Annotated in this window: 21 protein-coding genes; 7 read left to right on the forward strand and 14 right to left on the reverse strand. The window is 54.9% G+C overall.

Annotated elements, in window-relative coordinates:
• The first annotated feature begins 3 nt into the window (after nucleotides 1-3).
• Genes ACR0NE_RS13580 through ACR0NE_RS13590 form a run of 3 tightly spaced genes read left to right on the forward strand, consistent with a single transcriptional unit; the run spans nucleotide 4 to nucleotide 6,076 of the window.
• Complete coding sequence (locus ACR0NE_RS13580; protein ID WP_170597343.1) at nucleotides 4-2,382, forward strand: FAD-dependent oxidoreductase; 2,379 nt, start codon at nucleotides 4-6, stop codon at nucleotides 2,380-2,382.
• On the forward strand, nucleotides 2,379-4,760 hold the full coding sequence (locus tag ACR0NE_RS13585; RefSeq protein ID WP_480459905.1) for a GcvT family protein: 2,382 nt from the start codon (nucleotides 2,379-2,381) through the stop codon (nucleotides 4,758-4,760). The genes ACR0NE_RS13580 and ACR0NE_RS13585 overlap by 4 nt, the downstream gene beginning before the upstream one ends.
• A complete protein-coding gene (locus ACR0NE_RS13590) occupies nucleotides 4,757-6,076 on the forward strand; it encodes an aspartate aminotransferase family protein (protein WP_170597341.1) in 1,320 nt (439 codons plus the stop codon). Before ACR0NE_RS13585 ends, ACR0NE_RS13590 begins: the two co-directional genes overlap by 4 nt.
• Here the strand turns inward: ACR0NE_RS13590 and ACR0NE_RS13595 are convergent.
• The 5 genes from ACR0NE_RS13595 to ACR0NE_RS13615 all read right to left on the reverse strand — a co-directional run bounded on the left by ACR0NE_RS13595 (nucleotide 6,067) and on the right by ACR0NE_RS13615 (nucleotide 11,078).
• Entirely contained in the window at nucleotides 6,067-6,501 is a 435-nt protein-coding gene (locus ACR0NE_RS13595; RefSeq protein WP_170396008.1) for a DUF2306 domain-containing protein, read from the reverse strand. The two genes, ACR0NE_RS13590 and ACR0NE_RS13595, sit on opposite strands and share 10 nt — an antisense overlap.
• 187 nt (nucleotides 6,502-6,688) lie before the next feature.
• On the reverse strand, nucleotides 6,689-8,182 hold the full coding sequence (locus ACR0NE_RS13600) for a cryptochrome/photolyase family protein (protein WP_170396006.1): 1,494 nt from the start codon (nucleotides 8,180-8,182) through the stop codon (nucleotides 6,689-6,691).
• A gap of 9 nt (nucleotides 8,183-8,191) precedes the next feature.
• Entirely contained in the window at nucleotides 8,192-9,433 is a 1,242-nt protein-coding gene (locus ACR0NE_RS13605; RefSeq protein WP_170597339.1) for an FAD-binding domain-containing protein, read from the reverse strand.
• Nucleotides 9,430-9,567: a DUF2256 domain-containing protein gene (locus tag ACR0NE_RS13610; RefSeq protein ID WP_170396003.1), complete on the reverse strand. Its 138-nt coding sequence runs from the start codon at nucleotides 9,565-9,567 to the stop codon at nucleotides 9,430-9,432. Before ACR0NE_RS13610 ends, ACR0NE_RS13605 begins: the two co-directional genes overlap by 4 nt.
• Complete coding sequence (locus ACR0NE_RS13615) at nucleotides 9,564-11,078, reverse strand: FAD-binding domain-containing protein (protein ID WP_170597337.1); 1,515 nt, start codon at nucleotides 11,076-11,078, stop codon at nucleotides 9,564-9,566. Before ACR0NE_RS13615 ends, ACR0NE_RS13610 begins: the two co-directional genes overlap by 4 nt.
• Between ACR0NE_RS13615 and ACR0NE_RS13620 the strand changes: the two genes are divergently transcribed.
• Nucleotides 11,034-11,414: a hypothetical protein gene (locus tag ACR0NE_RS13620; protein WP_170597125.1), complete on the forward strand. Its 381-nt coding sequence runs from the start codon at nucleotides 11,034-11,036 to the stop codon at nucleotides 11,412-11,414. The two genes, ACR0NE_RS13615 and ACR0NE_RS13620, sit on opposite strands and share 45 nt — an antisense overlap.
• A gap of 85 nt (nucleotides 11,415-11,499) precedes the next feature.
• Here ACR0NE_RS13620 and ACR0NE_RS13625 read toward each other — a convergent pair whose 3' ends face one another.
• The 3 genes from ACR0NE_RS13625 to ACR0NE_RS13635 are packed head-to-tail and all read right to left on the reverse strand — an operon-like array spanning nucleotide 11,500 to nucleotide 14,173.
• On the reverse strand, nucleotides 11,500-12,828 hold the full coding sequence (locus ACR0NE_RS13625; protein ID WP_170597335.1) for a sensor histidine kinase: 1,329 nt from the start codon (nucleotides 12,826-12,828) through the stop codon (nucleotides 11,500-11,502).
• A complete protein-coding gene (locus ACR0NE_RS13630; RefSeq protein WP_170597334.1) occupies nucleotides 12,828-13,487 on the reverse strand; it encodes a response regulator transcription factor in 660 nt (219 codons plus the stop codon). The genes ACR0NE_RS13625 and ACR0NE_RS13630 overlap by 1 nt, the downstream gene beginning before the upstream one ends.
• A gap of 38 nt (nucleotides 13,488-13,525) precedes the next feature.
• Nucleotides 13,526-14,173 carry a PepSY domain-containing protein gene (locus ACR0NE_RS13635; protein WP_480459907.1) on the reverse strand — a complete coding sequence of 216 codons (648 nt, stop codon included), beginning with the start codon at nucleotides 14,171-14,173 and terminating at the stop codon, nucleotides 13,526-13,528.
• A 198-nt stretch (nucleotides 14,174-14,371) separates the two neighbouring features.
• Here ACR0NE_RS13635 and ACR0NE_RS13640 point away from each other — a divergent pair, with 198 nt between their 5' ends.
• Nucleotides 14,372-15,493, forward strand: coding sequence for a coiled-coil domain-containing protein (locus tag ACR0NE_RS13640; protein WP_170597124.1), 1,122 nt, complete (start codon nucleotides 14,372-14,374; stop codon nucleotides 15,491-15,493).
• A gap of 254 nt (nucleotides 15,494-15,747) precedes the next feature.
• Here the strand turns inward: ACR0NE_RS13640 and ACR0NE_RS13645 are convergent, their stop codons facing one another.
• The gene (locus tag ACR0NE_RS13645; RefSeq protein WP_170395992.1) at nucleotides 15,748-15,936 is read right to left on the reverse strand and encodes a hypothetical protein; all 189 of its coding nucleotides are present in this window, start codon (nucleotides 15,934-15,936) and stop codon (nucleotides 15,748-15,750) included.
• Nucleotides 15,937-16,265: 329 nt separating this feature from the next.
• On the opposite strand from ACR0NE_RS13645, the gene ACR0NE_RS13650 reads away from it, so the two are divergent.
• Nucleotides 16,266-16,652, forward strand: coding sequence for an excinuclease ABC subunit A (locus ACR0NE_RS13650; RefSeq protein ID WP_255612012.1), 387 nt, complete (start codon nucleotides 16,266-16,268; stop codon nucleotides 16,650-16,652).
• A 238-nt stretch (nucleotides 16,653-16,890) separates the two neighbouring features.
• Here the strand turns inward: ACR0NE_RS13650 and ACR0NE_RS13655 are convergent, their stop codons facing one another.
• Nucleotides 16,891-18,327, reverse strand: a complete 1,437-nt coding sequence (locus tag ACR0NE_RS13655) for an arylsulfatase (RefSeq protein WP_170597333.1) — start codon at nucleotides 18,325-18,327, stop codon at nucleotides 16,891-16,893.
• Between the two features lie 354 nt (nucleotides 18,328-18,681).
• Between ACR0NE_RS13655 and ACR0NE_RS13660 the strand changes: the two genes are divergently transcribed.
• Nucleotides 18,682-20,526, forward strand: a complete 1,845-nt coding sequence (locus tag ACR0NE_RS13660) for a DUF3604 domain-containing protein (protein WP_480459909.1) — start codon at nucleotides 18,682-18,684, stop codon at nucleotides 20,524-20,526.
• A 197-nt stretch (nucleotides 20,527-20,723) separates the two neighbouring features.
• On the opposite strand, the gene ACR0NE_RS13665 is transcribed toward ACR0NE_RS13660, so the two are convergent.
• From ACR0NE_RS13665 to ACR0NE_RS13680, 4 genes are all read right to left on the reverse strand, one after another.
• Nucleotides 20,724-21,965: a membrane dipeptidase gene (locus ACR0NE_RS13665; RefSeq protein ID WP_170597331.1), complete on the reverse strand. Its 1,242-nt coding sequence runs from the start codon at nucleotides 21,963-21,965 to the stop codon at nucleotides 20,724-20,726.
• A gap of 51 nt (nucleotides 21,966-22,016) precedes the next feature.
• Nucleotides 22,017-23,195 (reverse strand): carbohydrate porin, encoded by a 1,179-nt coding sequence (locus tag ACR0NE_RS13670; RefSeq protein WP_170597330.1) that lies wholly within the window; start codon nucleotides 23,193-23,195, stop codon nucleotides 22,017-22,019.
• On the reverse strand, nucleotides 23,192-23,896 hold the full coding sequence (locus ACR0NE_RS13675; RefSeq protein WP_480459910.1) for a DUF3299 domain-containing protein: 705 nt from the start codon (nucleotides 23,894-23,896) through the stop codon (nucleotides 23,192-23,194). The genes ACR0NE_RS13670 and ACR0NE_RS13675 overlap by 4 nt, the downstream gene beginning before the upstream one ends.
• A gap of 86 nt (nucleotides 23,897-23,982) precedes the next feature.
• Nucleotides 23,983-25,395, reverse strand: a complete 1,413-nt coding sequence (locus ACR0NE_RS13680) for an amidohydrolase family protein (RefSeq protein ID WP_480459912.1) — start codon at nucleotides 25,393-25,395, stop codon at nucleotides 23,983-23,985.
• Nucleotides 25,396-25,419: the final 24 nt, after the last annotated feature.

Raw genomic sequence — 25,419 nt, forward strand, 5'->3', positions numbered from 1 at the left:
TGCATGAGCCGCATTTTGATCATTGGCGGCGGCGCAATTGGCCTTAGCGTAGCCTATCATCTTGGGAAACGCGGCGCAGATGATGTCACGTTGCTGGAGCGCAACCAGTTGACGTCGGGCACCTCCTGGCATGCGGCGGGGATTGTTGGCCCCTTGCGCGCGACGCCCAATATGACGGTACTTGCCTCTGCCGCGCTTGAGGTCTTTCCGGCGCTGGAGCAAGAGACAGGCATGTCCACCGGATATCGACGCACCGGGGGTTATTGGCTGGCGCGCGAACCGGCGCGCATGGACGAATTTCACCGGATTGCTGACCTCGGCGCGACGCAAGGGTTAACGCCAGCGGTGATCGCTGCGCGCGATGTTCCGCTGCCCGCGCTCGATCTTTCAAAACATGTCGGCGCATTGCATGTGCCGGAAGACGCCAATGTGAACCCGGTCGACCTATGTATGGCCTATGCTCGTGCCGCCAAGACCCTCGGTGTAACGATCCGTGAAGGCGTCGAGGTCGAAAGACTGATCACCGAAAACAGGAAAGCAAAGGGCGTGGCACTTGCTGACGGCACCACTATGGAAGCGGACCAGGTGGTCATCGCGACAGGAGCCTGGTCGCGAGAGCTGGCTGCGACTGCCGGGGTCGCGCTACCGCTCCAGGCGGTTGAGCATATGTACGTTGTGACCGAACCCTTCCCCGATCTGCCCGACCCTTTCCCAGTGATCCGCGATCTGGATCGAGGCATCTATATCAAGGGCGATGCCGGAAAATTGGTGATTGGCGGATTTGAACCCAATGCCAAATGCTGGAACCCATACGGGCCAGAAGGCAACCGACCTTTCCTTGAGATGGCAGAAGACTGGGATCAGTTTGCCCCCTTTATGGAGGCGGCTTTGGAGCTTTGTCCCGCGTTGGAGCACTTGGGCGTGCAGCATTTCATGAACGGCCCCGAGAGCTTTACCGCCGACACACGCCCACTAGTCGGGGAAACTGACGTTGATCGTCTGTTTGTTGGCGCAGGCATGAACTCGGTGGGCGTTATGTCCTCGGCCGGGATCGGGCGCGCCTTGGCCGATTGGATGGTCGATGGCCAACCGCCGATGAACACGTGGGAGGTGGATGTCGCCCGGGTCGACCCACTTACGGCAACGCCCGCGCATTTGGAAGCACGGATGGAAGAGGCCGTCGCGGACCTCTTCAACCTGCATTGGCCTTACAAACAGCCCAAGGCAGGGCGCGGGATGCGTAAGTCCGCACTGCATGATCGATGGGCTGCCCTTGGGGCGCAGTTTGGACAAACCGCCGGGTGGGAGCGAGGGCTTTGGTATGGCGAGGCGCAGGCGTATTCTATTGGCGCTCAAGGATGGTGGCCGATTACCCAAAACGAAGCTGCGTCTATGGCCAAGGGCACGGCCCTGATCGACCTCACCCCCTTTACCAAGATAGACGTCACGGGGCCGCGTGTTCTTGACGCGCTGAACCAGCTTTGTACCGCGCAGATGGACGTCGCTATCGGTAAAGCAGTTTACACCCAAATCCTGAACGACCGTGGCGGGATCGAGATGGATATCACCGTCTCTCGTCTCGCCGACAGCCGTTTCCATATCACATCGGGTGCCGTGACCCGTGCTCGTGACTTTGCGTTCCTGCGACGCAATCTGGCCGATGGCGTGACGCTGACGGATGTGACCGAGGAGTTTTGCACACTTGGTGTCATGGGCGCAGGCAGTGGCCCGGTGCTGCAGAAACTGGATGCCGGGGTCGCATGGGCAAATGCGCCAATGGGTCAGGTGTGCGAATTTAAGGTCGAAGGCCAAAGTGCGCGCGCCACCCGCGTAAGCTTTGTCGGTGAATACGGCTGGGAATTAACCCTTCCCAATGCTGTCGCAGTGCGCGTTTTCGACGCGCTCATCGCTGCAGGCGCTGCGCCGCTTGGGCACTATGCGCTTGATGGCTGCCGGATCGAAAAGGGCTTCAAACACTGGGGCCATGACATTGATCCGACCGTCACACCTTTGGAAGCGGGGCTTGGCTTTACCATCGACTGGAATAAGGACTTCACCGGCAAGGCAGCTTTGCAGGAACAAAAGGAACAGGGCACCCGCAAACGTCTTGTCCTGATGCAAATCGAAGGTTCGGCGTTGATGCTGCACGATGAACCCATCTTTGAAGAGGGTCGACATGTCGGGTTCACAACCTCCGGCGCGCGTGGACCTCGCACCGGGCTGAACCTTTGCTTTGCTCTTGTGTCCACCGACCCAAGTGAGGCGAAAGCTCAAACTTGCGCACGTAGTTTCACGGTAAAGGTCGCTGGCAAAGACTATGCTGCCACCCCGTTGCAGCGCCCGCCCTTTGACCCGAAAAATGAAAGGATGCGTGGACAATGAGCACCGTGACCAAGGCACAGGTTGTCATCATCGGCGGCGGCGCGATGGGCGTCTCGCTGATGTATCATCTGGTCAAAGTGGGTTGGACGGATGTGCTGCTGGTGGAGAAGAACGACCTCACCCATGGCTCAACCTGGCATGCAGCGGGGCTGTGTACCCATTTCGCGCACAATCCGACGATTCAGGAATTGCGTGCCACGTCAGTGCGACTCTATCGGGATATTCTGCCACAGGAGACGGGCCGTGACTGCGGGTTTCACACCACTGGCGCAATGCGGATCACGCGCAACCCGGACCGGATGGATGAGTTTCGCCATGTCGCAGGCCTGTCGGATTTCACGGGCTATCCGCTGGAAGTCCTGGCACCCGAACGCATCGCCGAGTTGCATCCGCTGGCAAGACTCGACGGTCTGTTGGGCGGAATCTATGAACCCGATGACGGCCACGTCGATCCCACGCTTGCCACCAACGCCATGGCCGAGGTGGCACGCCAGGGCGGCGCGCAGATCTGGCGCAACTGCCCAGTAACCGCGATCCGGCGCGATGGCGACCATTGGTTGATCGACACGCCCAAAGGCACGGTTGAGGCGGTACATGTAGTCAACGCGGCTGGCACTTGGGGATGGGAAATCGGCCAAATGATGGGGCTGAACATCCCCTCTGTCCCGGTGCTACACCAATATCTGGTAACCGATACTGTACAGGTCGTGGAAGACCGGATTACTCAGGGGCTGCCTGAACTGCCGATCATCCGCGACCCCGAAGAAAGCTGGTATGTCCGGCAAGAACGCGATGGGCTGATCCTTGGACCTTACGAAAAAGAGGCACAGGTCTGGTCCGTGGATGGCGTCCCGCCCGAATTTGGTGCGGACTTGATGCCGCCTGACCTAGACCGGGTCGAAGATATCATCGAGGCGGCCATGGCACGCATTCCAGCGCTGGAAACTGGGGGCATCAAATCGGTCATCAACGGCCCCATCACCTTTACCCCCGACGCCAACCCGCTGATTGGTCCGGCGCATGGGTTGCAAAACGCGTGGTTGCTGACCGGCTCGTCCATGGGTGTGATGGAGGGCGGCGGCGCAGGCTGGTTCCTCGCGCATTGGATGACCCATGGCGCGCCGCCTATGGATGCGCTGGCAGTGGATAGTCGCCGCTTCGGGTCCTGGGCAGATCGCGACTATCGCGTGGCCAAAGCCATTGAGTGTTTCGGCTTACAATTTGGTGTCCACTATCCCCACGAGGAACGACCCGCAGGTCGTGGCCTGCGTCTGTCTCAATTGCATGAGTTGATGGTCGAACGGGGCGCGGTCATGGGAGCGGCCCATGGCTGGGAACGGCCAAACTGGTTCACCGATACACCCGGCGCAGAGGCGATTGAAACCTTCCGCCGCGCCAATTGGTTCGATGCAGTGGCCGCCGAGGTCGATGCCGCCACCAACCGCGTTGCGATGGCCGATCTTTCGGTGTTCTCGAAATTCGATGTCACCGGGCCGGATGTGGCGGCGTTCCTTGAGGCGCTCGGATCCAACCGCGCGCCAGAACCGGGGCGCATCGGCCTGACCCATGTGCTAACACCAGCAGGCGGGGTATTGTCGGAGCTCACCGTCACCAGATTGGCCGAGGATCATGCCTACCTGACCTGCGCGGCTGCGGCCGAGGAAATCGACTTGGATCAGTTGATCAAGGCAGCGGCGGCGTTCGAGGTCACCGTTACCAACCGCTGCGAAGATCTGGCCGTGATCGGTGTCATGGGCCCGAAATCACCCGATGTGTTGCCCGAACTCACCAGCATGCCGTGGCTCACCGCGCAGGCAACCGAGATCGCTGGTATCCCCGTGCGAGCCCTGCGCGTGTCCTACCTTGGGGAATGCGGGTGGGAGCTGCATGTTACGCGCGATCAGGCCGTTGCGCTTTTCACCAAACTGGAAGAGACCGCCCAACCCCATGGCCTTGGCTTTTATGGCGCCTATGCCGCCAACTCGATGCGGCTGGAAAAGGGCTATCGCGCTTGGGGAAGCGACCTGATAACGGAACGCAGCCCGCTAGACGCCGGCCTTACACCCTTTGTCCGCAAAGACTTGCGCAACACCCTGCGTCAAGAATGGGACATGGTTCTGCTGGAGATTGAGGCAGGCGAAGTCGATCCGTTCTATGCCCACACGCTTTGGCATCGGGAGCACCCGGTTGGGATCATCACCTCCGGTGCTTATGGCCATCGCACCGGCAAGGTGCTCGCACTGGCGTACCTGCGCGACCCAACCGCACGCGAAAACTTGACCGTTTCCATCCTAGGGCAGCACAGGCGGGCAACCATTCTGCCGCGTCCTCCATATGACCCTGACAATACCCGTTTGAAAGCTGGAGCCGCCAAATGATCGAACATCCCCTGCATACCGATTGGAACTTTGACAGCACCGCCGCGCGGCGTGATCGGTTCTATGCGGCCTCACTGACCCGTTTCACACCGTTCCGGGAACCAATCGTATTTCAGAAGGGGCAAGGTCAGTATTTGTGGGATACGGACGGGCGGAAATACACGGACCTTCTGGGAATGAACGTCTGCATCTCTGTCGGCCATTCGCATCCCCGGGTCGTCGCCGCAGCGATGGAACAGGCGCAAGAACTCACCCATTGTACGACCATGTTCTATCACCCGACGCCTGCGCATTTGGCAGAGGAACTTGCTGCCACAATGCCAAAAGGTCATGACTGGGTGGTGCATCTTACCAATTCGGGGTCTGAGGCCATCGACCTGGCCATGACAATGGCGCGGACCTTCACCGGCAATCTTGATTTGCTCGCTTTGAGGACCGCCTATCATGGACCGACCGCTGCAGCGCAATCAGTCACGGGTATTTCTGGGTGGCGGCACCCGGGCATGCCCGGCAACGTGACCTTTGTCGCTGATCCGAACCAGTATCGCGGCATTTTTGGCCCCGGCACTGCGCCTTATCTTGATGAGATCACCCACACGATCAATGCCGCTACATCCGGCCAGGTGGCCGGGATTTTGGTTGAGAGTGTGCAAGGTTATGGCGGTATCCACCAGATGCCGCCGGGATACATGTCGGGGGCGGCGAAACGAGTACGCGCAGCAGGTGGGCTCTATATCGCGGATGAGGTTCAATCCGGTTTCGGCCGCACTGGCGATCACTTCTGGGGGTTTGAGGCGGACGGCGTGGTTCCCGATATAATTGTTATGGCTAAAGGTTTGGGCAATGGCTTTCCTATCGGCGCCGTTGTGGCCAAGAAACATATCGCAGAGCCAATGGCCGAGAAGTTCATGTTCCACACCTATGGAGCGAACCCGACCTCTGCTGCCGCCGCGCGTGCCGTCCTTGCGGTAATGCGCGATGAGGGTTTGCAAGAGAACGCAAAGACCGTTGGTGCAAAGCTGTTGGAGCGCCTGAACGATCTGAAAGCCAAGCATAAGGCCATCGGAGATGTTCGAGGCCACGGTCTGATGCTGGCACTGGAATTCGTGATCGACCGCGACAGCAAAACACCTGACAAGACGATGACGTCCGAGGTCTTCGAGGCTTGCCGCGCACAAGGAATTATCTTATCGAAATCCGGTCCGTTCCAGCAATGCCTACGCATGGTGCCCCCGCTTTGCCTGTCTATGGAGGATGTGGATCAAGTCACAACGAGTCTTGATCAGGCGCTAGGCGATGCGGCGATTCAGGTATGAACAGCACCAAAAAGTGTAGTGTTCATGACGCGGCCAGGTAACAGCGTGAACAAGCCAGTTACCACAAGCGCCAAAGCAAATAGGGATATCATAAGCACCTTGTGACGGTTGATGTCTCCCTGACGTGCCGCCTTGCTCGCCAGAAAAAGGCTAACAAGTGTAACCGGAATCAACAGGTGGATGGGAGAGTAGCTCCCCCATAACCGTATCTGGTGCATGAAAACTGCGGTAAACGCCGTTCCCGCCATAAGTAAGGCCCAAGCATATCCGAACAGCCGATGACAGTGGTTCACCTGATAGGTGCATGATGCCTTAATGACTGAGACGCGCGGCACGATCTTTGTAGCTTTTGGACCAAGCTTGCTGCCAGCGCGGGCTGATGAGTTGTGCCCTCCTTTTTTCGTCGACTTTGAGCCTTCGGCCATCGATCCGCCCATGTACAACCAGCGCACCCGATACCTCTTCGCAGCTGATATATTTATCGGGATGTGCTGCTTTCCAGGTGATCAATCGGGCGCTTTCGTTTTGGGCATTGTTCTTTGCCAACCAGTGCCAAAGCTGATCTTTGGATGTGATCACGATCTCGTCCATGGTGCCCCAGGTAGATCATGTTCAGGTTATCCGCTGCAGAAAGGCTTCGGCGGTCGTGACGTGCTTGTCTTTGACATCCGAGGACATGCGCTCAGCCGTGCGGCACATCATTGCCCATCTTGGATTGCTGGCAAGCGTGCCCGCGTGTTTCAGGATGAAGCGCCAATACAGACCGTCCCATATGTCGGCCCACGGCCCTTTGCCCCAATGGCTCATTTTGCGGATGTAGTTTGAGCCGGAAAAATAGGGCTTCGTTGTGATCAGCCCGCCGTCAGCGTGCTGGCTCATGGCATAGGCGTTGGGAACCATGACCCAATCATAGCTGTCCACGAACATCTCCATGAACCAGCGGTAAACATCGTCAGGATCGATCTCGCAAAGGAACATGAAGCCACCCAGAACCATAAGCCGCTCGATGTGGTGGCAATACCCGGTTTTAAGCACCCTGCGGATCGTGTCGTCCAGCGGATCGATCCCTGTGCTGGCGTCGTAGAATGCGACTGGCATAGTGCGGCGATGGTTCCAGTGATTTGTGGTCCGCATCTTTACGCCTAGGTCATCATAGGTCGCCCGCATAAATTCACGCCACCCGATGATCTGGCGGATGAACCCTTCCACCGAATTCAGCGGAACATTTCTGCGATAGGCATGGGCGAGCGTTGTATTCAAGACTTGTTTCGGCGTCAAAAGTCCAATGTTCAATGCGGGCGTCAGGACAGCGTGCCAAAGCCAGCTTTCGCCTTCGACAATGGCATCCTCATAATCGCCAAACCGATCAAAGCGCCGTTCCAAAAACTGATTTAGCCAGTCGGCAGCTTCTTTGTGGAATGTTGGGTAATAAAGACGATCCAGTGTCCCCAGAGCGTCCGGAAACTCGGCAAGAACGCTGTCTTTTGCCGTTTGATCAATTGCATCATGGGTCGGCCAATCAATCCAAGGCAGGCTCTTGAGCAGCGCTTTGGGGACTTTCTTTCGATTGTCTTCGTCATAGCTCCACTGACCGCCCACCGGTTGATCGCCATTCATCAGCACGTTCAAACGGCGGCGTTGGCTTTTGTAGAACTCCGCCATGAACCAGCGCTTTCTGCCGGTCGACCAAGCCAGGTTATAGTCTTGTGTGTTCAAGAAGCCTGGGGACGGCTGTAAGTTGATTGTGATGTTTGTAATACCCGCCGCCGCACTTAGGCGTTTTTCGGCGATAAAATCGACAGGATCGACCATGTTCACTTGATCGACGCCGAGTTCTTGCAGGTTCTGAAATAACCGCAAACACGAACCCGCCTCCCGTTCATAGGGCCAGATCGTCGCGTCGAAACCCTGCCTAATCAGATCGTCGCGATATCGGGCCATCGATGACCGGTGCAGCCAAAGCTTTTGCTTGTGCATGTTGGCGGGATAGATCGGGTCGCCAAAGAATAGAGGGTCTTCAAAGAGCACCACTTTGTCCGGCTGGGGAGTCAGACTGGGATGTTGGGCAAACAGTTGGTTAGGGAGCAGCAGGGCAGCGGTTGACAAACTGAGATCTCACTTCGTTACAGCGACAAAATTCAACTGGCTCCGAACGTTCGGTATCTTTTTCTTTAGTCCGAAAAATCCCGCCTTCGCGTGGGGCCATGAGACAGCGTCATAAGGGCGAATTAACCGATCCAGCGTCAGGCCTGCTTCACGCAAAATAGGCTCAGCACGATCTAACCTGGACCGTACCGGACCTATTGGCGCATAAGCAGTCGCAATTCTTCTTACTCCTGCACTTTGCGCAGCTTCAATTATTGGCAGACTCCAATCATCGGCAGATTGCGCACGCACTTCATGGTCTGACAAAACGCTGTTCATTGCTTCTTTTGCAAAATTCACCGGGATAAATCCAACCGGATTAGGGGAGCGACCGTGGGTTGCCAAAAGTCCTACCACTGCAACGGGCGGTACGGGCATGATGGATGCACCGGTCATGTCATCCTCGCTTACTAGCAATAGAAATGGCTCTTTCGGCTGCATTTGAAGGATTGGAAAAGAAACACGTGGGTGTTCTACCGGTTCGGTCAGCGGTTCTGCGAACTTGGCCAACCCAGTGGGGCGAAATCGGCCTTCGGTATATTTGGCGATGTTGTCAGGTCGGGCAAGGTAGGTCTTGCCTTTCGTGTGCAAGCCCGCGACCCATCGCCAGCTCAATGTGTTCGACGCCGGATCACCATCAATCAGATGTCGCAAAAACAAGTCAGCGCCCAACTGCCAAGGCAGACGCAAGGTGAATATCCAGATTGAGGCAAACCAAATCCGCGCATGGTTATGCAGATAACCGGTGCCCACGAGTTCTTTTGCCCAATGATCAAAGCAGTCTATGCCGGTATTGCCTGACACTGCATCAGTATGGCGGCTTGCCAATGACGTGTCGTTATCAAGTGAGTTAAGCGCGTCCATCAGGTCGCGTTGATAGTGTGACCAGACGCTTGGTCTTTGTTCCAGCCAACCTTTGAAGTAAGCCCGCCAAAAAACTTCTTGTACAAACTTCTCAGCAGTGTCGGGACTGTGCGACGCCAATACCCGTGTAAGCACCTCCTCTTCGGTCAACAAGCGATGGCGGAGCCATGGTGACAAGACTGATACATTGTTGCGCCGCTCGGTCCCAAAATCGTAGCTCCGCGTGCGAGCATAGTCCTGTCCAGCACGCGTCACGAATTTCTCTAGCCGTTTGAGGCCACCCGCGCGCGTCGGGCTGAAATCGACGGTCTCGGGTAAAGTAATAAGTTCCGGGAACAGTTCAGTCATGCGGCGGATCTGCATTTTTTTGAGCAGTACTTAACCTCATCCCAGACCTTTTCCCATTTCTTGCGCCAAACAAACGGACGCTGACAGACTGAGCAGATTTTCTGTGGTAGATTCGCTTTTTTTCGCATCTTCATTCGGCGTCTCCGCGTGGTAGACTGAGCTGTGCTAGATCCTCTGTCGATCCTGTGCGTTTAAGTGTTCTTTTACCGGATTTTCTGCTGGTGTGTTTTGACATGATCTTTTTGGATCCATCGCGGAATTCATCGCCTCTGCGGACCCTCCAGACCCTTTCGCGCGCGGCTTTGACGGCCGCCATATGATCAAAGACGCGTGCAGGATAGGCAAAGCCTATGATCTGCCCTGCGTTCGGTGCCCTCCAAGGTTCATGGATGTACGGGTCAGAGATCGCCGCCAATTCGGGCACCCATTTTCGAATGAACTGCTCATGCGGGTCCTGATCGCACCCCTGTTTCACTGGATTGTAGGTGCGCACCGTATTGATGCCCGTGGTTCCCGATTGCATCTGCACTTGGCTACAATGAATACCCGGCTCGTAATCCGAAAACATCCGCGTCAAATGCAAACCCCGAGCCCACCAATCAAGCCAGAGGTGATAGCTAGCCGTGGCCGTCACCATTGCCCGCATCCGAAAATTCAGCCACCCAGTCGCTGAAAATGACCGCATGCAGGCATCAAAAAACGGATACCCCGTTTCCCCCCTTGACCATGTGGAACGTAAATCCGCGTGGGGCTCCCGAGGACGAAGACCATCGTAGAGCGGATTTAAATTCTCCGACTCCATCCGCGGTTCGTCCTCAAGCTTTTGAATAAAGTGGCAATGCCAATGGAGCCGGCTGGAATATGATCGGAGAGATTTGCGCCAATTTCTGGCATTCGCAGGCAATGAACGACGCTGTCGATCCGTCGCTTGCTTCACTTCACGCATCGAAAACGCACCCCATGCAAGATAAGGCGAAATGCGCGAGTACGCGACTGGGCTCTCAATAGGGCTCGACACTTCGCGCCGATATCGTTTGCCGCGGCTGATCAGATAACTATCCAAGGAATCAAGTCCCGCACGGCGGCCAGCAAATTGGCGGTGGGCGCATGGATCATCCGCCAGGTTAAGGTCACACCGGATCGGCGTGGGGCCGAGCTCTATGTCTAAAGGGGTAAGTTGCGTTGACGAAGACACGAGTCGCTCCATAAACTCTGTCCAGCGGGCCGCCCAGCCATCGCGGGATTTAAGCGGGCGAAACACACCATGGTTCTGAACCTGGGTCCAAGGAATACCTCTCTGCCTGCACCACGCGCTAACTTCACGATCCCGCCGATAGATCCAATCATTTCCCTTTTCATCATGTGACCAAAGGACTTCGATCAGTCGGCTGGTCGCCAAATCAGACAGCACCTGTGTCACCCGACCCATACGTAAGATGAGCAGTTGGCCCAAGTCCGCTAAATCTCCACGCAATTCAGCAAGTGTTTCGGCAACAAAGTCCCAATGTCGCGCCGCGGCATCGGGTTGCTTCCAAAGCTCGGGCTCAACCACATAAAGCGGCAAAACCGGACCGATACGAGACGCCTGCGCCAGCGCTTCATGATCATCGACCCGGAGATCGCGTTTGAACCATACAACCTGCACGTAATCTCCCTTTTGATAGAATACGTGAAAGCTCTTACGTTGGATCTGCCGTCCAACAAGTCACCTATCAGTGTCAGACTTGAGCACAATGAACTCTGGCAAACCGCACTCAAACAAGAACTCGAATGTCCACAAATCTTTCAGTTCGATACTGCTCCGATTTCGCGTTTGCACCGAATTTCCATTCTTAGGAGCTACGTAGCCGGGTATCTAAAGGTAACTGGAAAGCAAGTTTGGGTCGTTCGTTTATGGCTCAATGTCAGCTCTGGGCGCATCGGTGCGTTTGGGGTGAGGCGCAGCATTTGGGAGATTGGGCACGAAGCAGTCGTTGTTTGAATTCAACTCAATGTCTGCTCTACGGACAAAGCCGCCTTTTGATTGCTTGCGATCAACGACTATTTCTAACCAGATGCGGCCACCTTTAGCTTGATATAAGTACTCGGCAGGCCAAGCCGCCAAGGTCCGCTGATTTCTCCAGTTTTAGTTTGCCGCCGTAAGCGTTCATCAGATCAACACAGATTGCCAAACCCAATCCTGTGCCGCTGACAGAGGTATCCAACCGACCTCCGGATCGAACTACTCCGTCAAGTGCATCCTCCGGAATTCCTTGTCCGTCATCCTCAATGCAAATCTCAATGCCGCCCTCTACACGCTTTGCGGCGATGTGAATTGTTGTCCGACACCACTTGAGCGCGTTGTCGAGAAGGTTTCCAATCACCTCTTCGATGTCCTGAGTATCCATTCGAACCTGAATCCCATCCTCGCAATCTGTCGTCAGAGATTTTCCTTCGCGTTCCGCCATGACCGAAAACAGTCTGGATAACCTGTTGACGGAATTGGTAAGGTCAGTTCGTGAATGCGTAAGTTCTGCGGTGTTCGACGCACGCATACGCGCAAGTGAGCGCTTTAGCTGAGCATCAATTCGATTTAACGCGTCATCTGCAGGTTCGATATCTGCACCCGCGTCCGACAAAATCGCCAGTTCATTTCTGAGAATTGCCGTCGGTGTTTTGAGCGCATGTGCCAGATCCGCAGCTTGTCGCCGAGAACCAGACACAATTTCACGATTCCTGTGAAGCAATTTATTTAGGTCCTCAACAAGCGGCGAAACCTCTTCTGGGTAGTCTTCCGGAATCAAGTCATCTCCTTTGTCCCAGCGATGCACCACATCTGCGCGCAGTTTTTTGAGTGGGCCAATAATTGCTGACATCAACAACAACGAACCGGCAACTCCAATCAGACCGACCAATCCAAAAACCGGTAGCAAGTTTTTTTGCGCGGCTCTGCGTTCGCTTATCAGCTCTCGCCTGCTTTCAGCGACCGTAACGCCCCACTCGGTTCCGTCTTCGAATGTGATTTTCTGATATGCGCTGCGAACTGCTTCGCTGTCTGGACCTGTGGTGTTCCAAACAACTGCCTCTTCGCTCACACGTACAGGTTCGGAAATTGTTTCGTCAAAGAGCGAGGCCGATGTGAATATAGCCCCGTTTCCATCGGTAACCTGCCAGTATCTGCCTGAATACGGCGCTCCATAGGCCGGGTCGAACATCAGTTCGCGCAGTGCATCAGGGTCGTGCGTCGTTGCGCTCAATCCGACAACGAGTTGGGTGTGCCGGTCGCGTAGCGTCTGGTCGAATTGTTCCAGAACACGGGTGTTGATGTACGAAAACACAACCAACGTTCCGACGCCGACAGAAAGCGCGCCTGTCGCAAGGCCGCCAAGCAAAGCGCGTTGGCGCAGCGATAACATCAGGCCGTATCGATCATATAGCCGCGCCCTCTTACCGTTGTGATAAGGTCAGAGCCCAGTTTCTTACGCAGCCGGGTTATGAAGACGGCAATGGTATTCGAGTCCCGGTCGCCGTCATACTCGTAGATGTGCTCCGATAATTCGGTGCGCGACACCATGCGTCCCATATTGTGGGCAAGGTATGTCAGAACAGCGATCTCTTGCGCGGTCAGATCAACGGGAATACCGCCAACGCTAACACGACCGTTTCGTGTATCGAGCATTACGTTCCCCATTTCGATCACCGGGTTCAACTGACCGCTTTGTCTGCGCAGGATAGCCCGCACACGAGCGGCCAGCTCGGGCATGTGAAACGGTTTGGTCATATAGTCATCGGCGCCCGCATCAAGGCCGTCCACGCGTTCGCTCCACCCATCGCGGGCCGTCAGGATCAACACTGGCGTCTTAACGCCCGCACTGCGCCATTCACGCAGGACAGAAATACCGTCGCGTTCTGGCAACCCGATGTCGAGGATGATCATGTCGTAAGGTTCGGTCGCACCCAAATGCAGGGCGTCTGTTCCATTGTTGGCCACATCTACCACGCGGCCCTCTGCACTTAGAAGTTTCTTAATCTGCTCGCATAGCTGCGGCTCATCTTCGGCCAGAAGTACTCTCATATTCAAAAACTACAGGCACAACGGCTTTGGTTTAAGCCCTATTTTTTGCCGTTGCCTTTGCCGTTCCCGCCAGAATTGCCGCCACCGTTACCACCGCTGTTTCCGCCGCCATTGCCTTTGCCGCCTCCATTGCCGTTGCCGCCTCCATTGCCGTTGCCGCCGCCGTTGCCGTTGCCGCCTCCATTACCGTTGCCGCCGCCGTTGCCGTTGCCGCCTCCATTACCGTTGCCGCCGCCGTTGCCGTTGCCGTTACCACCGGCGTTGCCGTTTTTCCCACTGTTTCCAAGGCTCGCAGAGGCACCACGGTTGCTGTTGGTATTGCGATTGTCGTTGGCATTGGCAGGGGTCGAACGAGCGGCTTTCGATATTTGGCGCCCAACACTGGATCGATTGGAAACGACCGTTCCGTTCTGAGCATTCACAATTACACTGACAATTTTTCCATCAGGCTTTTTGACAAGAATACGATAGTAAATCTGATCGGCCTGAAACGCGCGCGCATCGACAGGGGTGCCGCCATAGGCTTTCTCGACACCTTTGATAACCCGTTTCAAACGGATGGTGTCCCCGGTCAGGGTCGCTTTGCGCAGTTCACCTTGCTTGAGCTCGCGTGTCTGGGCAGCCGCTTCCCCAAAGGGCGCAGAGACAAGCAAGCTTGCAACCACCAAGATCACCTTCGCGCGCATGATATTCCTCTTATTTCGCGGCTAGAGACTACGTCGTTCGACATGAACCGATGATGAACAAGCAGTTAGCCCTGTGTTCAAGCTCGCTCAAGTTAAATGGCAAAGAGCATTGGGGATTCGTGCGTGAATCGAGACTATTGAACACAGCGAGTTGTTTCAGAAAACTGATACCCGCTGATTTCCACCGAGGAGGTCGATATGAAAACCACCAGTTTGGGGCTACTAAAAGCATCGACACTGGCAATTGCATTGCTGGGATCAACAGCCATTGTAGCCACCGTCACCGTGCCCGACGTTGCCTTTGCAAAGGAGGGCAAAGGCAATGGCGGTGGAAAGGGTAACGGCGGGGGTAACGGCAAGGGCGGCGATAACGGAAACGGTGGAGGCAACGGCGGCGGAAAAGGCAATAGCGGTGGCAAAGGGAACTCTGCCAGCGGAGATCGTGGTGACCACAGTTCCGCCGGTAACAAAGGTGGAAAGAAAGGTGCCGACAAAAGCCGCGGTGGCCGAAGTGCCGGGAAATCCTCTGCCGGGAAATCCAAGGCGAAATCTTCGCGCTCTGCTTTGGGCAAGGGCGGTCGTTTTTCCTTGAAGGATATCTTTAGCGGCAAAGGCAAGTCGAGAACGGTTGCCACATCTGGAAAACGCTCGACCACCAGCGGTGGCAAACAAAAGCTCAGGACGTACAAGAAGCATTCGAAAACAGTAATTGTCGAAGAGTCCATTCGCCCAGCGGTCCGGGCAAAGGGGAACAAGATGGCAGCACTTCTTGGTGCCCACCCGTCTGAGTTAGGGGCGCTCAATGCCGCCAACGCCAGCGCAGCTGCATTAGAAAATGCAGCACCCAATTCCCGCGTAGGCCGAATTGCCAATTATCGAGATACCGTATTAGCAGGGGAACCCTTGCGCGAAGAGCTTGCGGAACAGTTGGAAGAGCTCGCTGGCTTGGAGCCACCGGAGCGGACTGTTCCTGAGATTGAAGAAGACTTGGAAGCCGCGCTGGGTGAAGTCCAGGAAAACCAGGAGCGCGTCGAAGATCTAGAGCAAGCGCTGGAAGACGCAGGCGGAACGGACCCTGAGATTGAGGAGCAATTGGATGAAGCCCGCGCTGATTTGGACGAGTCGATCGAAGCGGCGCAGGACCTGAACGATGAACGTCAGGCTGCCGTCGAATACGAAGAAGCGACTGAACAAGTGCAAGAACTGGTTGACCAGGTCGAGGAACAGGAATTGACCGAGCGGGAAGCCCTGGAAGCCGCCGCCAACAAACCCGTGACCGACGCCGTTGAACAAGAGGTTAAGGCGCTGTTGGGTCTGTAACGAAAGACAACAGCCTCTCCGCGTCATTTAACCCTCAGTACTGACCATTCACGGAAGTACTAAAACTCGGGTCAGCCAAATGCTTCACAGGATGGGAAGCGGCTGGCCCGATACTTTTGTATCTCAATTGCAACGCCCTTTTTCCCAAAGGCGTAAAAAAGAAACCCCGCCCCATAACCGGAGCGGGATTTAGTTTTCAATTCCAATATTTAGGACGAATATCAGGAATTGTTTGGGGGTCTGCTGAACTGCCTTCAGACGTTGTTATGTGCCTCGGAAAGCCGCTTGTTTTTGACGATCTGTGTTAATGCATTTTCGATAGGAGGGAAGCGACCACTGCTCGATTTGGTCGTGGTTGACAAACGTTCTCCGGCGATTTTGCCGGAGGTTTGCATCACAGCTGTTGTGCTGGACTCTTCAGTCACAAAGGCAGACTTGATCATGCGTTTCCCCTTGTCAGCGATCAAACGGAACAACGTCCCTATTGATCCAACACCGTCACTATGCCTGAGACTGTTTGAACACTCTGAGAATACATTGTTCACGTTCAGTTAATGTTGTTCGCGAAATAAAGACAAACGAATAGGCGGGCGACCAGATGGAGGAAGAACATCCCGTTTTGATGCTTTAGTTGAATTTGCGATGACAATCGCAGCCGATGATTTCAGCTCGTGAACAAACTGCTGCATCGGAAAGCGACTCTTCGCTTATGAACTCGCTAAGGCCCATTCAAGATCATATCTAGGCTAAGAAGCTGAAAAAGGCGCTGGGAATGAAAAAGATTGTTGGGATTCTAGCGGTGGCACTTACCGTGCAAGGCGCGTCATTTGCGAACGCCAGTGTCAGCTTGTGGAGCCTTAGCACGGGGCACGTTAGCGGAACCGGCGCCACCTCGCCGATCCATGTGAAATCCAAATCCGGACATTGTCCGCCGGGCTTGGCAAAAAAGGCAATCCCGTGCGTACCGCCTGGACAGGCAAAGAAATATCGACGTGGCGATTACATCTATGATGGGTATGTCCGCATTGATGATCCCAGCCGTTGGGGACTACGGCGCAACGGATATTACGTGCGTGCCGGAGATTATGTTTACGAAGTAAACCGTGAAACACATGAAGTGCTGAACCTGATAGGGGCAATCGCCGACATTCTGAATTGAGAGCTGGTATCGCTCACCACCTTGAAGCACTGTTTGCGGCCATTCGGTTGGATTGCGGCAGTCGAAAGTATGGACTCGCTACGGCCATTCACTGTGGTGCGCTTGGACTGGTGGTGAGAGCCCTGAGCGGACCTTGATCGCCGTTTAGGGCTTCGCTCTTGCAGCAAGTCGCGAACTGCAAAAAAAGGTCGTTAGACCTAATGACGACTAAAGGCGAGTGTGCAGACAAAGACGCCGTTCAGTTTTTGGGTGGTTCGTAGGGATCGGGCGTTCCCGGTGGAATCGGAGGGTATTCCTCGAAGGTAGCGATGTGCTCTTGCAGCTGCGGAAGCGCCTTTTCGACCGCCCACGTGTAAGGGAAAAGTACACTTTCGCGCTCGTGTGGATCGTTCAATAGATTGTAGACCCTTGGTGTGTCGAAAGACTCCGTTGCACCAAAAGCCGTCGTATTCTCTTTGAAAAGAACTTTCCAATCCTTCCATTTTACGCCGAATATTTGCTCTCCCATGTAAACGATCACGCCTTCTCGGTTTGAATTTGGCTGGACACCAAGAAAGAACTTCGACTGGTCGATACCATCAAAGGCCCTGTCATCAGGCACCTTGCCGCCTGCAAATGCCGCAAGTGTCGGATAGAGGTCCATCGAATGGACAACATCGTTGCTTGCTGAACCCGCGGGAATCTTACCCGGCCACTTGATCGCAAAAGGCACGCGCATGCTTCCTTCGAGGCTGGTGAACAGAGTGCCACGCCAGGGCCCGGCGGTGCCATGTACCGCTGGCACGGGCGAGACATTTGCGTTTCCAACCGGAAGAGCTTCGGGGCCATTGTCAGCAGTAAATATCACCACAGTGTCGTCGGAAACACCTGCCGCCTCGATCGCATCCACGATGCGCCCGACATAGGTATCTGTTTGAAGCAGAATATCGGCCCAAACACCGTTACCGGTGGCGCCATCAAATTCCTCGGACGCGATATTTGGATAGTGAGTCTGAGTATAGGCAAGATAGATAAAAAACGGCGCTTCTTCGGCACTCTTCGCTTTGATAAACTCGATAGCCTTTTTCGTCAGGTCGCCGTCTATCTCGCCGCGATAGTCGAGATCGTAGTCCTGCGCGATGGTTGCTGGCTCACCTGCAACACCCTGCATCACAACAGGCTCTTCCAAGTTGGCTTCAGCAAATCCCGGAAGCGTGCGCCAGACTGTAACGTCAGTGGTCTCAACTCCGAAAAATTCGTCAAATCCTTGATTCGTTGGATATCGTCCTTCGGTCCAGCCAAGGTGCCACTTGCCGTACATGGCCGTGTTGTATCCCACATCCTTTAGCATCTCGGCCATCGTGAGTTCCCACTGAGTTAGGCCGTAGACACCGCCGCCTAGTGGGACCGTGTGGTTGCCGCTCCGGATGCCATATCGTCCCGTCATGGTCGCTGCGCGGGACGGCGTGCACTGGCTTTCCACGTTGAAGTTCGTGAGTCGCAGTCCCTCCGCAGCGAGGGCATCCATCTCGGGGGTCGCTGTACCTCGGATTATGCCACCCCCATTGAACCCGGGTTCACCCCAACCAAAATTATCTAGAAATATGAATACGATGTTTGGTTTATCTTGAGCTGAAGCTCCCGTGGCAAATTGAAGGGATAAGGCCAGTAGGAATGTTCGCGACAACCATTTCATAACAACGCCTCCAATCAAGATCACAGGTTCAAGTCTGACGATCCAGGCCACAAGTCGTCAAGAACACCCACTCGTTGCGGTATTTTCTCACAACGGCTGAGCGTTAAAGAATTGGGCGAAGCTGCGGCCCGATTTTGGTCGAACTTCCCCCGGGGTCCTTGTGCAAAACTAAGAAAAACTGTTGTTTTCCTTGACGAACAGCCGGCTCAGATGTTGCCATGGGCTGGCATTCAGCTCGGCTGGGAGGTTCAAATGAAGTTTTTTCTGACGACATCAACAGCAATAGTTTCCGCAGCATTCATAACAAGCTCTTCACATGCTCAAGAGGCCGCTCAAGGTGGGCAAGTTGGAGAGATGACCATATCAGTTGATGATATGCGTGAACCCGCGCCTGCTGATTTCTCACCTTATGCAGGTCGAAACTTTCCTACACGACCTCTGTGGGGTGACACTCACCTGCACACGTCAAATTCGCTCGACGCGCGGGGGTTTGGCGTCATCCTGAGCCCAGACGATGCTTATAGATTTGCACGCGGTGAGGAAGTCACTACGTCGCACGGCCTTCGGGTGCAGTTATCGCGTCCCCTCGACTGGCTTGTCGTATCCGATCACTCGGACGCCATGGGCGCCATGAATGAGATCGTCGCAGGGAATTCTACGCTGATGCGAGACCCAACACTTCGAGACTGGAACGAACGTCTTAATGCCGGTGGAGATGTTGCTCTCGGCGCAACAATGGAGGTCATAGAAACCTTTGCGGGTATAACCGGAGATGCTCTTCCCGAGGCTGTTTCAGATCGCAGGTTCGTACAATCCGTTTGGGACGAATTCACGCAAACTGCGGATCATCACAACGACCCCGGCGCATTCACTGCGTTCATCGGGTACGAATGGACGTCCACAGAAGGAGGCAACAACCTCCACCGCAACGTGATCTACCGAGATGATGCCATTCGCGCACGGCAGATGCTGCCATTCACAACCGCAGAAACTTTTAATCCCGAACGTTTGTGGGACTGGATGGAAACTTATGAACTAGAGACCGGCGGCCGTGTGCTGGCCCTTGCCCACAACGGTAACGTCTCCAATGGCCTGATGTTTCCTGTCGAGACCAACCCTGAAACGGGTGAACCATTGACAGAAGATTACGCAGAGCGGCGTGCCAAGTGGGAGCCGATGTATGAGATCACCCAGATCAAGGGCGATGGAGAAACCCACCCGTTTCTCAGCCCGAATGATGAGTTCGCGGACTATGAAACCTGGGATAAGTCAAATCTGGGTCCGACACCCAAAGAAGACTGGATGCTTCAGTACGAATACGCGCGTGAGGCTTTGAAGAATGGTCTTAAACTAGAGGCTCAACTCGGCACCAATCCATACAAGTTCGGAGTAGTGGGCTCGACCGACAGCCATACGGCTTTGGCAACGGCGGAAGAAGACAATTTCTTTGGCAAACACTCCGGTGTCGAACCGGAACCTGGCCGTTGGCAGCATGTCGTTGGCGAGTTCGATACGACAAGGATTCTTGGGTGGGAAATGGCAGCCTCAGGTTACGCTGCAGTCTGGGCAGAAGATAACACGCGCGAAGCGATATTCGATGCCATGGAGAGGAAAGAAGTATATGGGACGACTGGTAGTCGCATCGCGGTTCGCTTCTTTGGTGGCTGGGACTTTACTGAAGCTGATGCAAAATCTCGTTTGCCCGCCGACGTCGGATATGAAAAAGGCGTTCCGATGGGTGGGGACCTCGCAACCGCTACAGAAGGCGCGGACTCCCCGACATTCCTGGTCGCTGCCCTGAAAGACCCGTTTTCCGGCAATCTCGACCGTATTCAGATTGTGAAAGGCTGGTTAAATGCCAACGGCGACACTGAAGAGCGGGTTTATGACGTGGCATGGTCGGGAGACCGCGAACCTGATGCGGACGGCAACCTACCGGCGGTGGGGAATACCGTGGATGTTGCAACGGGTACGTTTACCAATTCGATAGGATCCCCGGAACTGATCACTGTTTGGACGGACCCTGAATTCGATCCTTCTGTGCGGGCTTTCTACTACGCCCGCGTCCTGGAAATTCCCACACCGAGGTGGACAATTTACGATGCCGTTCGGTTCGGAGACGAATTGCCTGCTGAAGTGCCGACCTCAACACAAGAACGCGCTTACACTTCGCCAATTTGGTATACTCCCGGGGGGTGAAATATACCAAATACCTACGTCGTTGCTGTAAAAGCCCGGCAGTTCAGGTCGCCGCAACATTAGGCTAATCCGTTCATGCGACCGTCCGCTAAGAGCTAAACTCGGTCATTCGCAACCGATCGTAAAAACGTCCGCTTTGGGACCGGACGAGAATTTACGGCACATTTTTTGGGAGGGTAGAGGCAAGCTCCATACGGTTACCGCGAATAGAATCCATCACGAAGTTCTTGCCTCAGACGCAAACGCTCAGGGTATTCTTTCATGAATTGCTCGGGTGGTTTGCCTTCCCAAACTTGCGCATAAACCCGCATTTTGTTGCCGCCATAGATCTTTGCAAGGTCCTCGTTTGAATAGCCCCGCGCCCAAAGGTCATCGGTTATCGCCGCAAGGATTTTGGCGAGTTCGCCGTTGCCGGTAGCCCCTTTGTTGAACGCGTCGATCATGTAGCCGCCATCATCGTACATACTCGCATTGTCAGTCGCCCACTGCACGACGAGTTCAAGTGAGAACATGTCATCCGTTGCGATTCCGACATGGTCAACTCCTACAAGTCGGACGTAATAGTCGATCATGTCAGCGGCCTGCTTGGGTGAGATATCTTCAGGCCAGACGCCGTCCATCATCCATTCAGTGAAGGTCGGAGAAATGTAGCCGCCCGATTTGGCCGCGCGCAGCGCCTCGTCGTCGGGAATGGCACGATAACACCCGCGCAGCGTCGCATTCGGTTCATTCGCGTAAAGACCAGCAGGGACAGAGTGCGTGTAAACATAAGGCACACCGGGATAGGTCTCATCCATGTAGTCCATTGCGTCATTGGCCGTTTTTGAGCCAGTATGGCTCAGGTCCAGCAGGATACCGAACCTCACCATTTCATCGATGACCGACTTCCCCCAAAGGGTCAGACCAATATCGCGCCCGTTGTAGGCCGCCAATTGTCCTGAACCTGTGCGGAAGATGTCATTGTAGGCCAGGATCATACTCTTGATCCCCATATCCTTGAGCACCGCCATCTTCTTAAGGTCGCTGTCAAGGATCGTGGCCGTTTGGCTGTTCCAGATGACCGCCGTTTTGCCTTGTAAATGGGCAGCTTCGATATCGCGGGTTTCATTCACAATCAGGTAGTTTTCCGGTTGCTGCGCCATGGCCGCACGGAAGTGGTAATGCTGATCCAGAAAGGTTTCGAAAGACATATCTGCAGCAGCCAGCGTCATTTCGTGCCCTGTGATACCGTTCTCGCGAGCACGCTCAAAGTATGTGTGAAGCTGCTCGTCTTCGGTCCAGCCGGTGCCGTGGGGGCTGGCCAACATGCCAAGGACAATTGCGTCCTGCACAAATTGCTTCGCCTCATCTGACGCTTCCCAAGTCTTGCTTTCCTCGCTGGCGTTCAATGCGCTCCCAATAGCAATCGCTATGGCACCTAGGGCTAACAAGGTCTTCATGTCCGAACCTCCCAATCTACTTTGCTTTTTGGTTGTCACTCTCGAACCATCTCAAAAAACGATCCGAGTTCTTAGACCGAACAGCATAATGCTATCCTGCGTGGGGTTCAGCAGCGGGTCAGAAATGAACTGCAGTGATGGCGTGATCTGCAGCCCGGGTGATATTGAAAAACGATAGAATGCTTCGAGCGTGAACTGATCACCGTCTATGCCCCTTGCCTCGGCCCAGTTCAGTCCCAGCCCGGCCAGATCGGTATTACGACCGTAATATCCCAGACCTGCAGAAACGGACCGATCATAAAGCGCCGCTGTCCCTTTTGAGGCCCCTGCCCTGAAGAATGGCATCCATTTATTGCCAACAAACCAAGCCGCTGAGAAGGCAGCCCCATAATCTTCAGGGCGGCTGCCATCGTCGGCTGCATCCGCGTGCCAAAGGGTCAGATGGATATTGTCGAAGTAAATGCGATCAAAGCCGGAGGTGTAACCAAGCTCGAGTGACTTGAAGAGATTGCCATCGCTGAACACATCGAAATTTGGATCAGACGGGTCGGCGTTTGCGTCTGAGACGCTCGCAACAGCGTAGAAGTTTTCGCTCAGCTTTACCCCACCGGCAATGCCAAGGCCTTGATTGGGTGTGTTGATAGTCGGGTTGGTATTGAAAGACAGGTTCTGGAAACCGCTGTATGGGCTGACCAACCCGTAAATGTCCACAAAGTCCGTTACATCAATCTGCCCGACTTGCAGTGTCCACGCGCCGTTCTTGGCCCTTTGCGTCCAGAACAGATTGGTCAGCAGCAAACCATTATCGTTGAAGGCTGTCCCAGTGATCGAAAGTGCTCCGCCATCCAGCCCAAGAAACTGTGGGGCAACATCAGTGTAACTGTGCCGGTCTTCGATCTTGAATGTCAGAGAGCCGCGTTCAGTTGCCTGCCAACTACCGTAAAAACGCGCAATTCCGCTTGCCGCTTCGCCGGTTCCAAGATCAGCATTCGTGGATTGGCCCAATGCCAAGTAGTCAATATTGAAGCGAAAACCTTCCTCGGCCAGTCGGTCTTTCCACTGAAACCAACCTGGTGCGATATTGCGTGGAAAATCGGTACGGTATTGCGGATCGGTTAGCCCATCGCCGGGCTCTAGATCAGCTTCAACTGAAGATGGTCCGGATAGTCCTTGGGCCGACGCTGCGCCAGCAAAGGCAATACTCAATGCGGCAAACAGAAGTCTTATCATTCAGACGTCTTTGCCCCGCTGGTCTTGCGAGCTCCCGCCGCCCGGATGCGATCGGCGGCGCGCTGCTTCCATTCCAGCCTGTCTGCTTCAGTTTCCAGAGTTTCGACGCGTTCCGTCTCCAACTGGAAAGTCGCATTCATAGGCATGAGGCCGTCCACAACCATCATATTCTGAACAGAAGGATCGATAGTCAGCGTGCCCGTCAGCCGAACGGGTTCGTGGAAATAGCTGGGCGTCCAGTCTCCATTCAACCGTACACGGATCATCTGGTTGGGCGGAGGAGGAGGCATGTGACTACACATCCCGCGTTCCGGCACCAGATACGCGACAGGTCGCCCGTCCGGATCACTCGGAGCGGGAATGGCAAAGCCCGCGAGTGTGATTGTTTGACCGTCGAATTGCGGATTTCCGTTTGTACCGGCTTTTCTTCGACGTTCCGTCACGACCTCTCGCTGATCCAGCAGCCAGTCGACATCAATCCCATCTGCCACCAAGGCATCCTCAGTCTCGGTCAGAAGCTCTTGCCATTTCTGCCTTTCTTCATTGCTACCAAAGTCCCGCTGCAATCTGCCGCGCAGTCGTACGACGTAAAGGACATCGTCGAATTGTTCGGCGCTAAGTTCGCGATAGGGGTCTTCAAAGACCTGCGCGGACGGGTCAGGCAGGTCAGACCAGTCTAACGCGGTTCCTGGCGTCGCCATGACAGGAAGAGCACACCAAACCAACCCTGCGAATACTACGGAGCGGAAGCAATGTCGCATAAATACTCTCCGGCTGTTCAGACAGGTCAATCCAGTGTGTTTTTGTAGATGACGCCGTCCTTCATGATCAGGCGGATCGTATCTGGGCTTTCAGGCCTCGGGTCGGCACCGAACCATTGATCACCCGTGCCAACAACCGTGAAGTCTTCAAGTGGGTTACCATCGATGAGCAGGATATCCGCATAAGCTCCTTCCTCGATAACGCCCAGTTTTCCGGCGGTGTACGGGTTCATAAAGTCACCTGACAAAGCGACCACCTCACCACCCGTCGATGTCAGCGTCACCATCGACGTGTAGGGTCCAAAAAACTCATTGTTCAGGTGCTTCTCGTAGGCAATCTGGATATTGCATGCCTCGACCGAACCAACACAGTCGGTCTGGAATCCTCGCTTCACCGGGCATTCCTTCATATTGTCGATGTAGCCTGCAAATGTGGCCGAGGCGGACTTTGCTTTGGCAAGGCTCGACGGGACATTTGCCACTGCCGGAATATCAAGCAATCCGGGATCGAAGGCCGTCAGATTGGTCGTAATGTACGCCCCTTTTTCGTTCATGACTTGGGCAATTTCACAGTCAAACGAGAAGCCGTGTTCGATCGACATCACACCCGCGTCTAGCGCGCTTAGGATTGCTTCCTTCCGATAGGAATGCGCCATGACATAGCTGCCATACTCGTTTGCCACCTGTACCGCAGCTTTGATTTCCTCAGGCGATCCAGCCAACAACTGCCACGGATCGAAGGCCGAAACGACGCCACCAGATTGCATGAACTTCAACTGCGTCGCGCCCATGCGGAAATTGTTGCGTGCGAACTTGTAAACGTCATCAACACCGCTAATTTCCTGCGCCAAGTTCAGCCTGCTCATGTTTGTTTCAGACCCGGGCGGTGCGGTGAAATTCGCGAAGTCAGCGTGACCACCTCGCGTTCCGATAAATGCACCAGATGGAAAGTAACGCGGGCCGTCAATTTGGCCTGCGTCAATTGCGCGACGTAACCCGCCATTGGCGCCACCCGCATCCCTGACTGTGGTGAAGCCCTGCATCAAATACATCTCGGCCATCCGCGCACCGTGTATGGCAAAATCCTCCCACGTAGTGTTGGCCTCCATCGCAGGTAACGTCGGCCCCATCAGCATGAGGTGCGCGTGCAGTTCAATAAACCCGGGCGTCAGTGTCCGTCCCTCTCCGTCAATGACCGTGGCGTTGGGGGCATCGATCGCATCGGTTGATACGGCCTTAATCAGATTACCCTCGACCAATACGCTGGCATTCTCGATACGCTGTTCATTCACGCCATCGAAGACATGCACGTTAGTAAACAGCGTTTGGGGTTCTTCTTGATCCTGAGCATGCGCGGACGTTGAAAAAGAAAGAGCTGCAGCGACAATTACCGTCGAGCAAAGGGACAATCGTAGGCCGGACATAAGTACTCCCTTCATATTCGTGTTTTGCAAACTGTAGTC

Source organism: Ruegeria sp. C9 (assembly GCF_056537585.1).

Excerpts from the sequence above, each read along its gene's own strand:
- ACR0NE_RS13610 (WP_170396003.1), bottom strand. The coding sequence starts at position 9,567 with ATGAAGATGCGAAAAAAAGCGAATCTACCACAGAAAATCTGCTCAGTC.
- ACR0NE_RS13645 (WP_170395992.1), bottom strand. The coding sequence starts at position 15,936 with ATGATCAAGTCTGCCTTTGTGACTGAAGAGTCCAGCACAACAGCTGTG.
- ACR0NE_RS13675 (WP_480459910.1), bottom strand. The coding sequence starts at position 23,896 with ATGGCGACGCCAGGAACCGCGTTAGACTGGTCTGACCTGCCTGACCCG.
- ACR0NE_RS13680 (WP_480459912.1), bottom strand. The coding sequence starts at position 25,395 with ATGAAGGGAGTACTTATGTCCGGCCTACGATTGTCCCTTTGCTCGACG.
- ACR0NE_RS13605 (WP_170597339.1), bottom strand. The coding sequence starts at position 9,433 with ATGACTGAACTGTTCCCGGAACTTATTACTTTACCCGAGACCGTCGAT.
- ACR0NE_RS13660 (WP_480459909.1), top strand. The coding sequence starts at position 18,682 with ATGACCATATCAGTTGATGATATGCGTGAACCCGCGCCTGCTGATTTC.
- ACR0NE_RS13625 (WP_170597335.1), bottom strand. The coding sequence starts at position 12,828 with ATGTTATCGCTGCGCCAACGCGCTTTGCTTGGCGGCCTTGCGACAGGC.
- ACR0NE_RS13590 (WP_170597341.1), top strand. The coding sequence starts at position 4,757 with ATGATCGAACATCCCCTGCATACCGATTGGAACTTTGACAGCACCGCC.
- ACR0NE_RS13630 (WP_170597334.1), bottom strand. The coding sequence starts at position 13,487 with ATGAGAGTACTTCTGGCCGAAGATGAGCCGCAGCTATGCGAGCAGATT.
- ACR0NE_RS13585 (WP_480459905.1), top strand. The coding sequence starts at position 2,379 with ATGAGCACCGTGACCAAGGCACAGGTTGTCATCATCGGCGGCGGCGCG.
- ACR0NE_RS13620 (WP_170597125.1), top strand. The coding sequence starts at position 11,034 with ATGATCATCGACCCGGAGATCGCGTTTGAACCATACAACCTGCACGTA.
- ACR0NE_RS13655 (WP_170597333.1), bottom strand. The coding sequence starts at position 18,327 with ATGAAATGGTTGTCGCGAACATTCCTACTGGCCTTATCCCTTCAATTT.
- ACR0NE_RS13635 (WP_480459907.1), bottom strand. The coding sequence starts at position 14,173 with ATGCGCGCGAAGGTGATCTTGGTGGTTGCAAGCTTGCTTGTCTCTGCG.
- ACR0NE_RS13670 (WP_170597330.1), bottom strand. The coding sequence starts at position 23,195 with ATGATAAGACTTCTGTTTGCCGCATTGAGTATTGCCTTTGCTGGCGCA.
- ACR0NE_RS13580 (WP_170597343.1), top strand. The coding sequence starts at position 4 with ATGAGCCGCATTTTGATCATTGGCGGCGGCGCAATTGGCCTTAGCGTA.
- ACR0NE_RS13640 (WP_170597124.1), top strand. The coding sequence starts at position 14,372 with ATGAAAACCACCAGTTTGGGGCTACTAAAAGCATCGACACTGGCAATT.
- ACR0NE_RS13665 (WP_170597331.1), bottom strand. The coding sequence starts at position 21,965 with ATGAAGACCTTGTTAGCCCTAGGTGCCATAGCGATTGCTATTGGGAGC.
- ACR0NE_RS13595 (WP_170396008.1), bottom strand. The coding sequence starts at position 6,501 with ATGGCCGAAGGCTCAAAGTCGACGAAAAAAGGAGGGCACAACTCATCA.
- ACR0NE_RS13650 (WP_255612012.1), top strand. The coding sequence starts at position 16,266 with ATGAAAAAGATTGTTGGGATTCTAGCGGTGGCACTTACCGTGCAAGGC.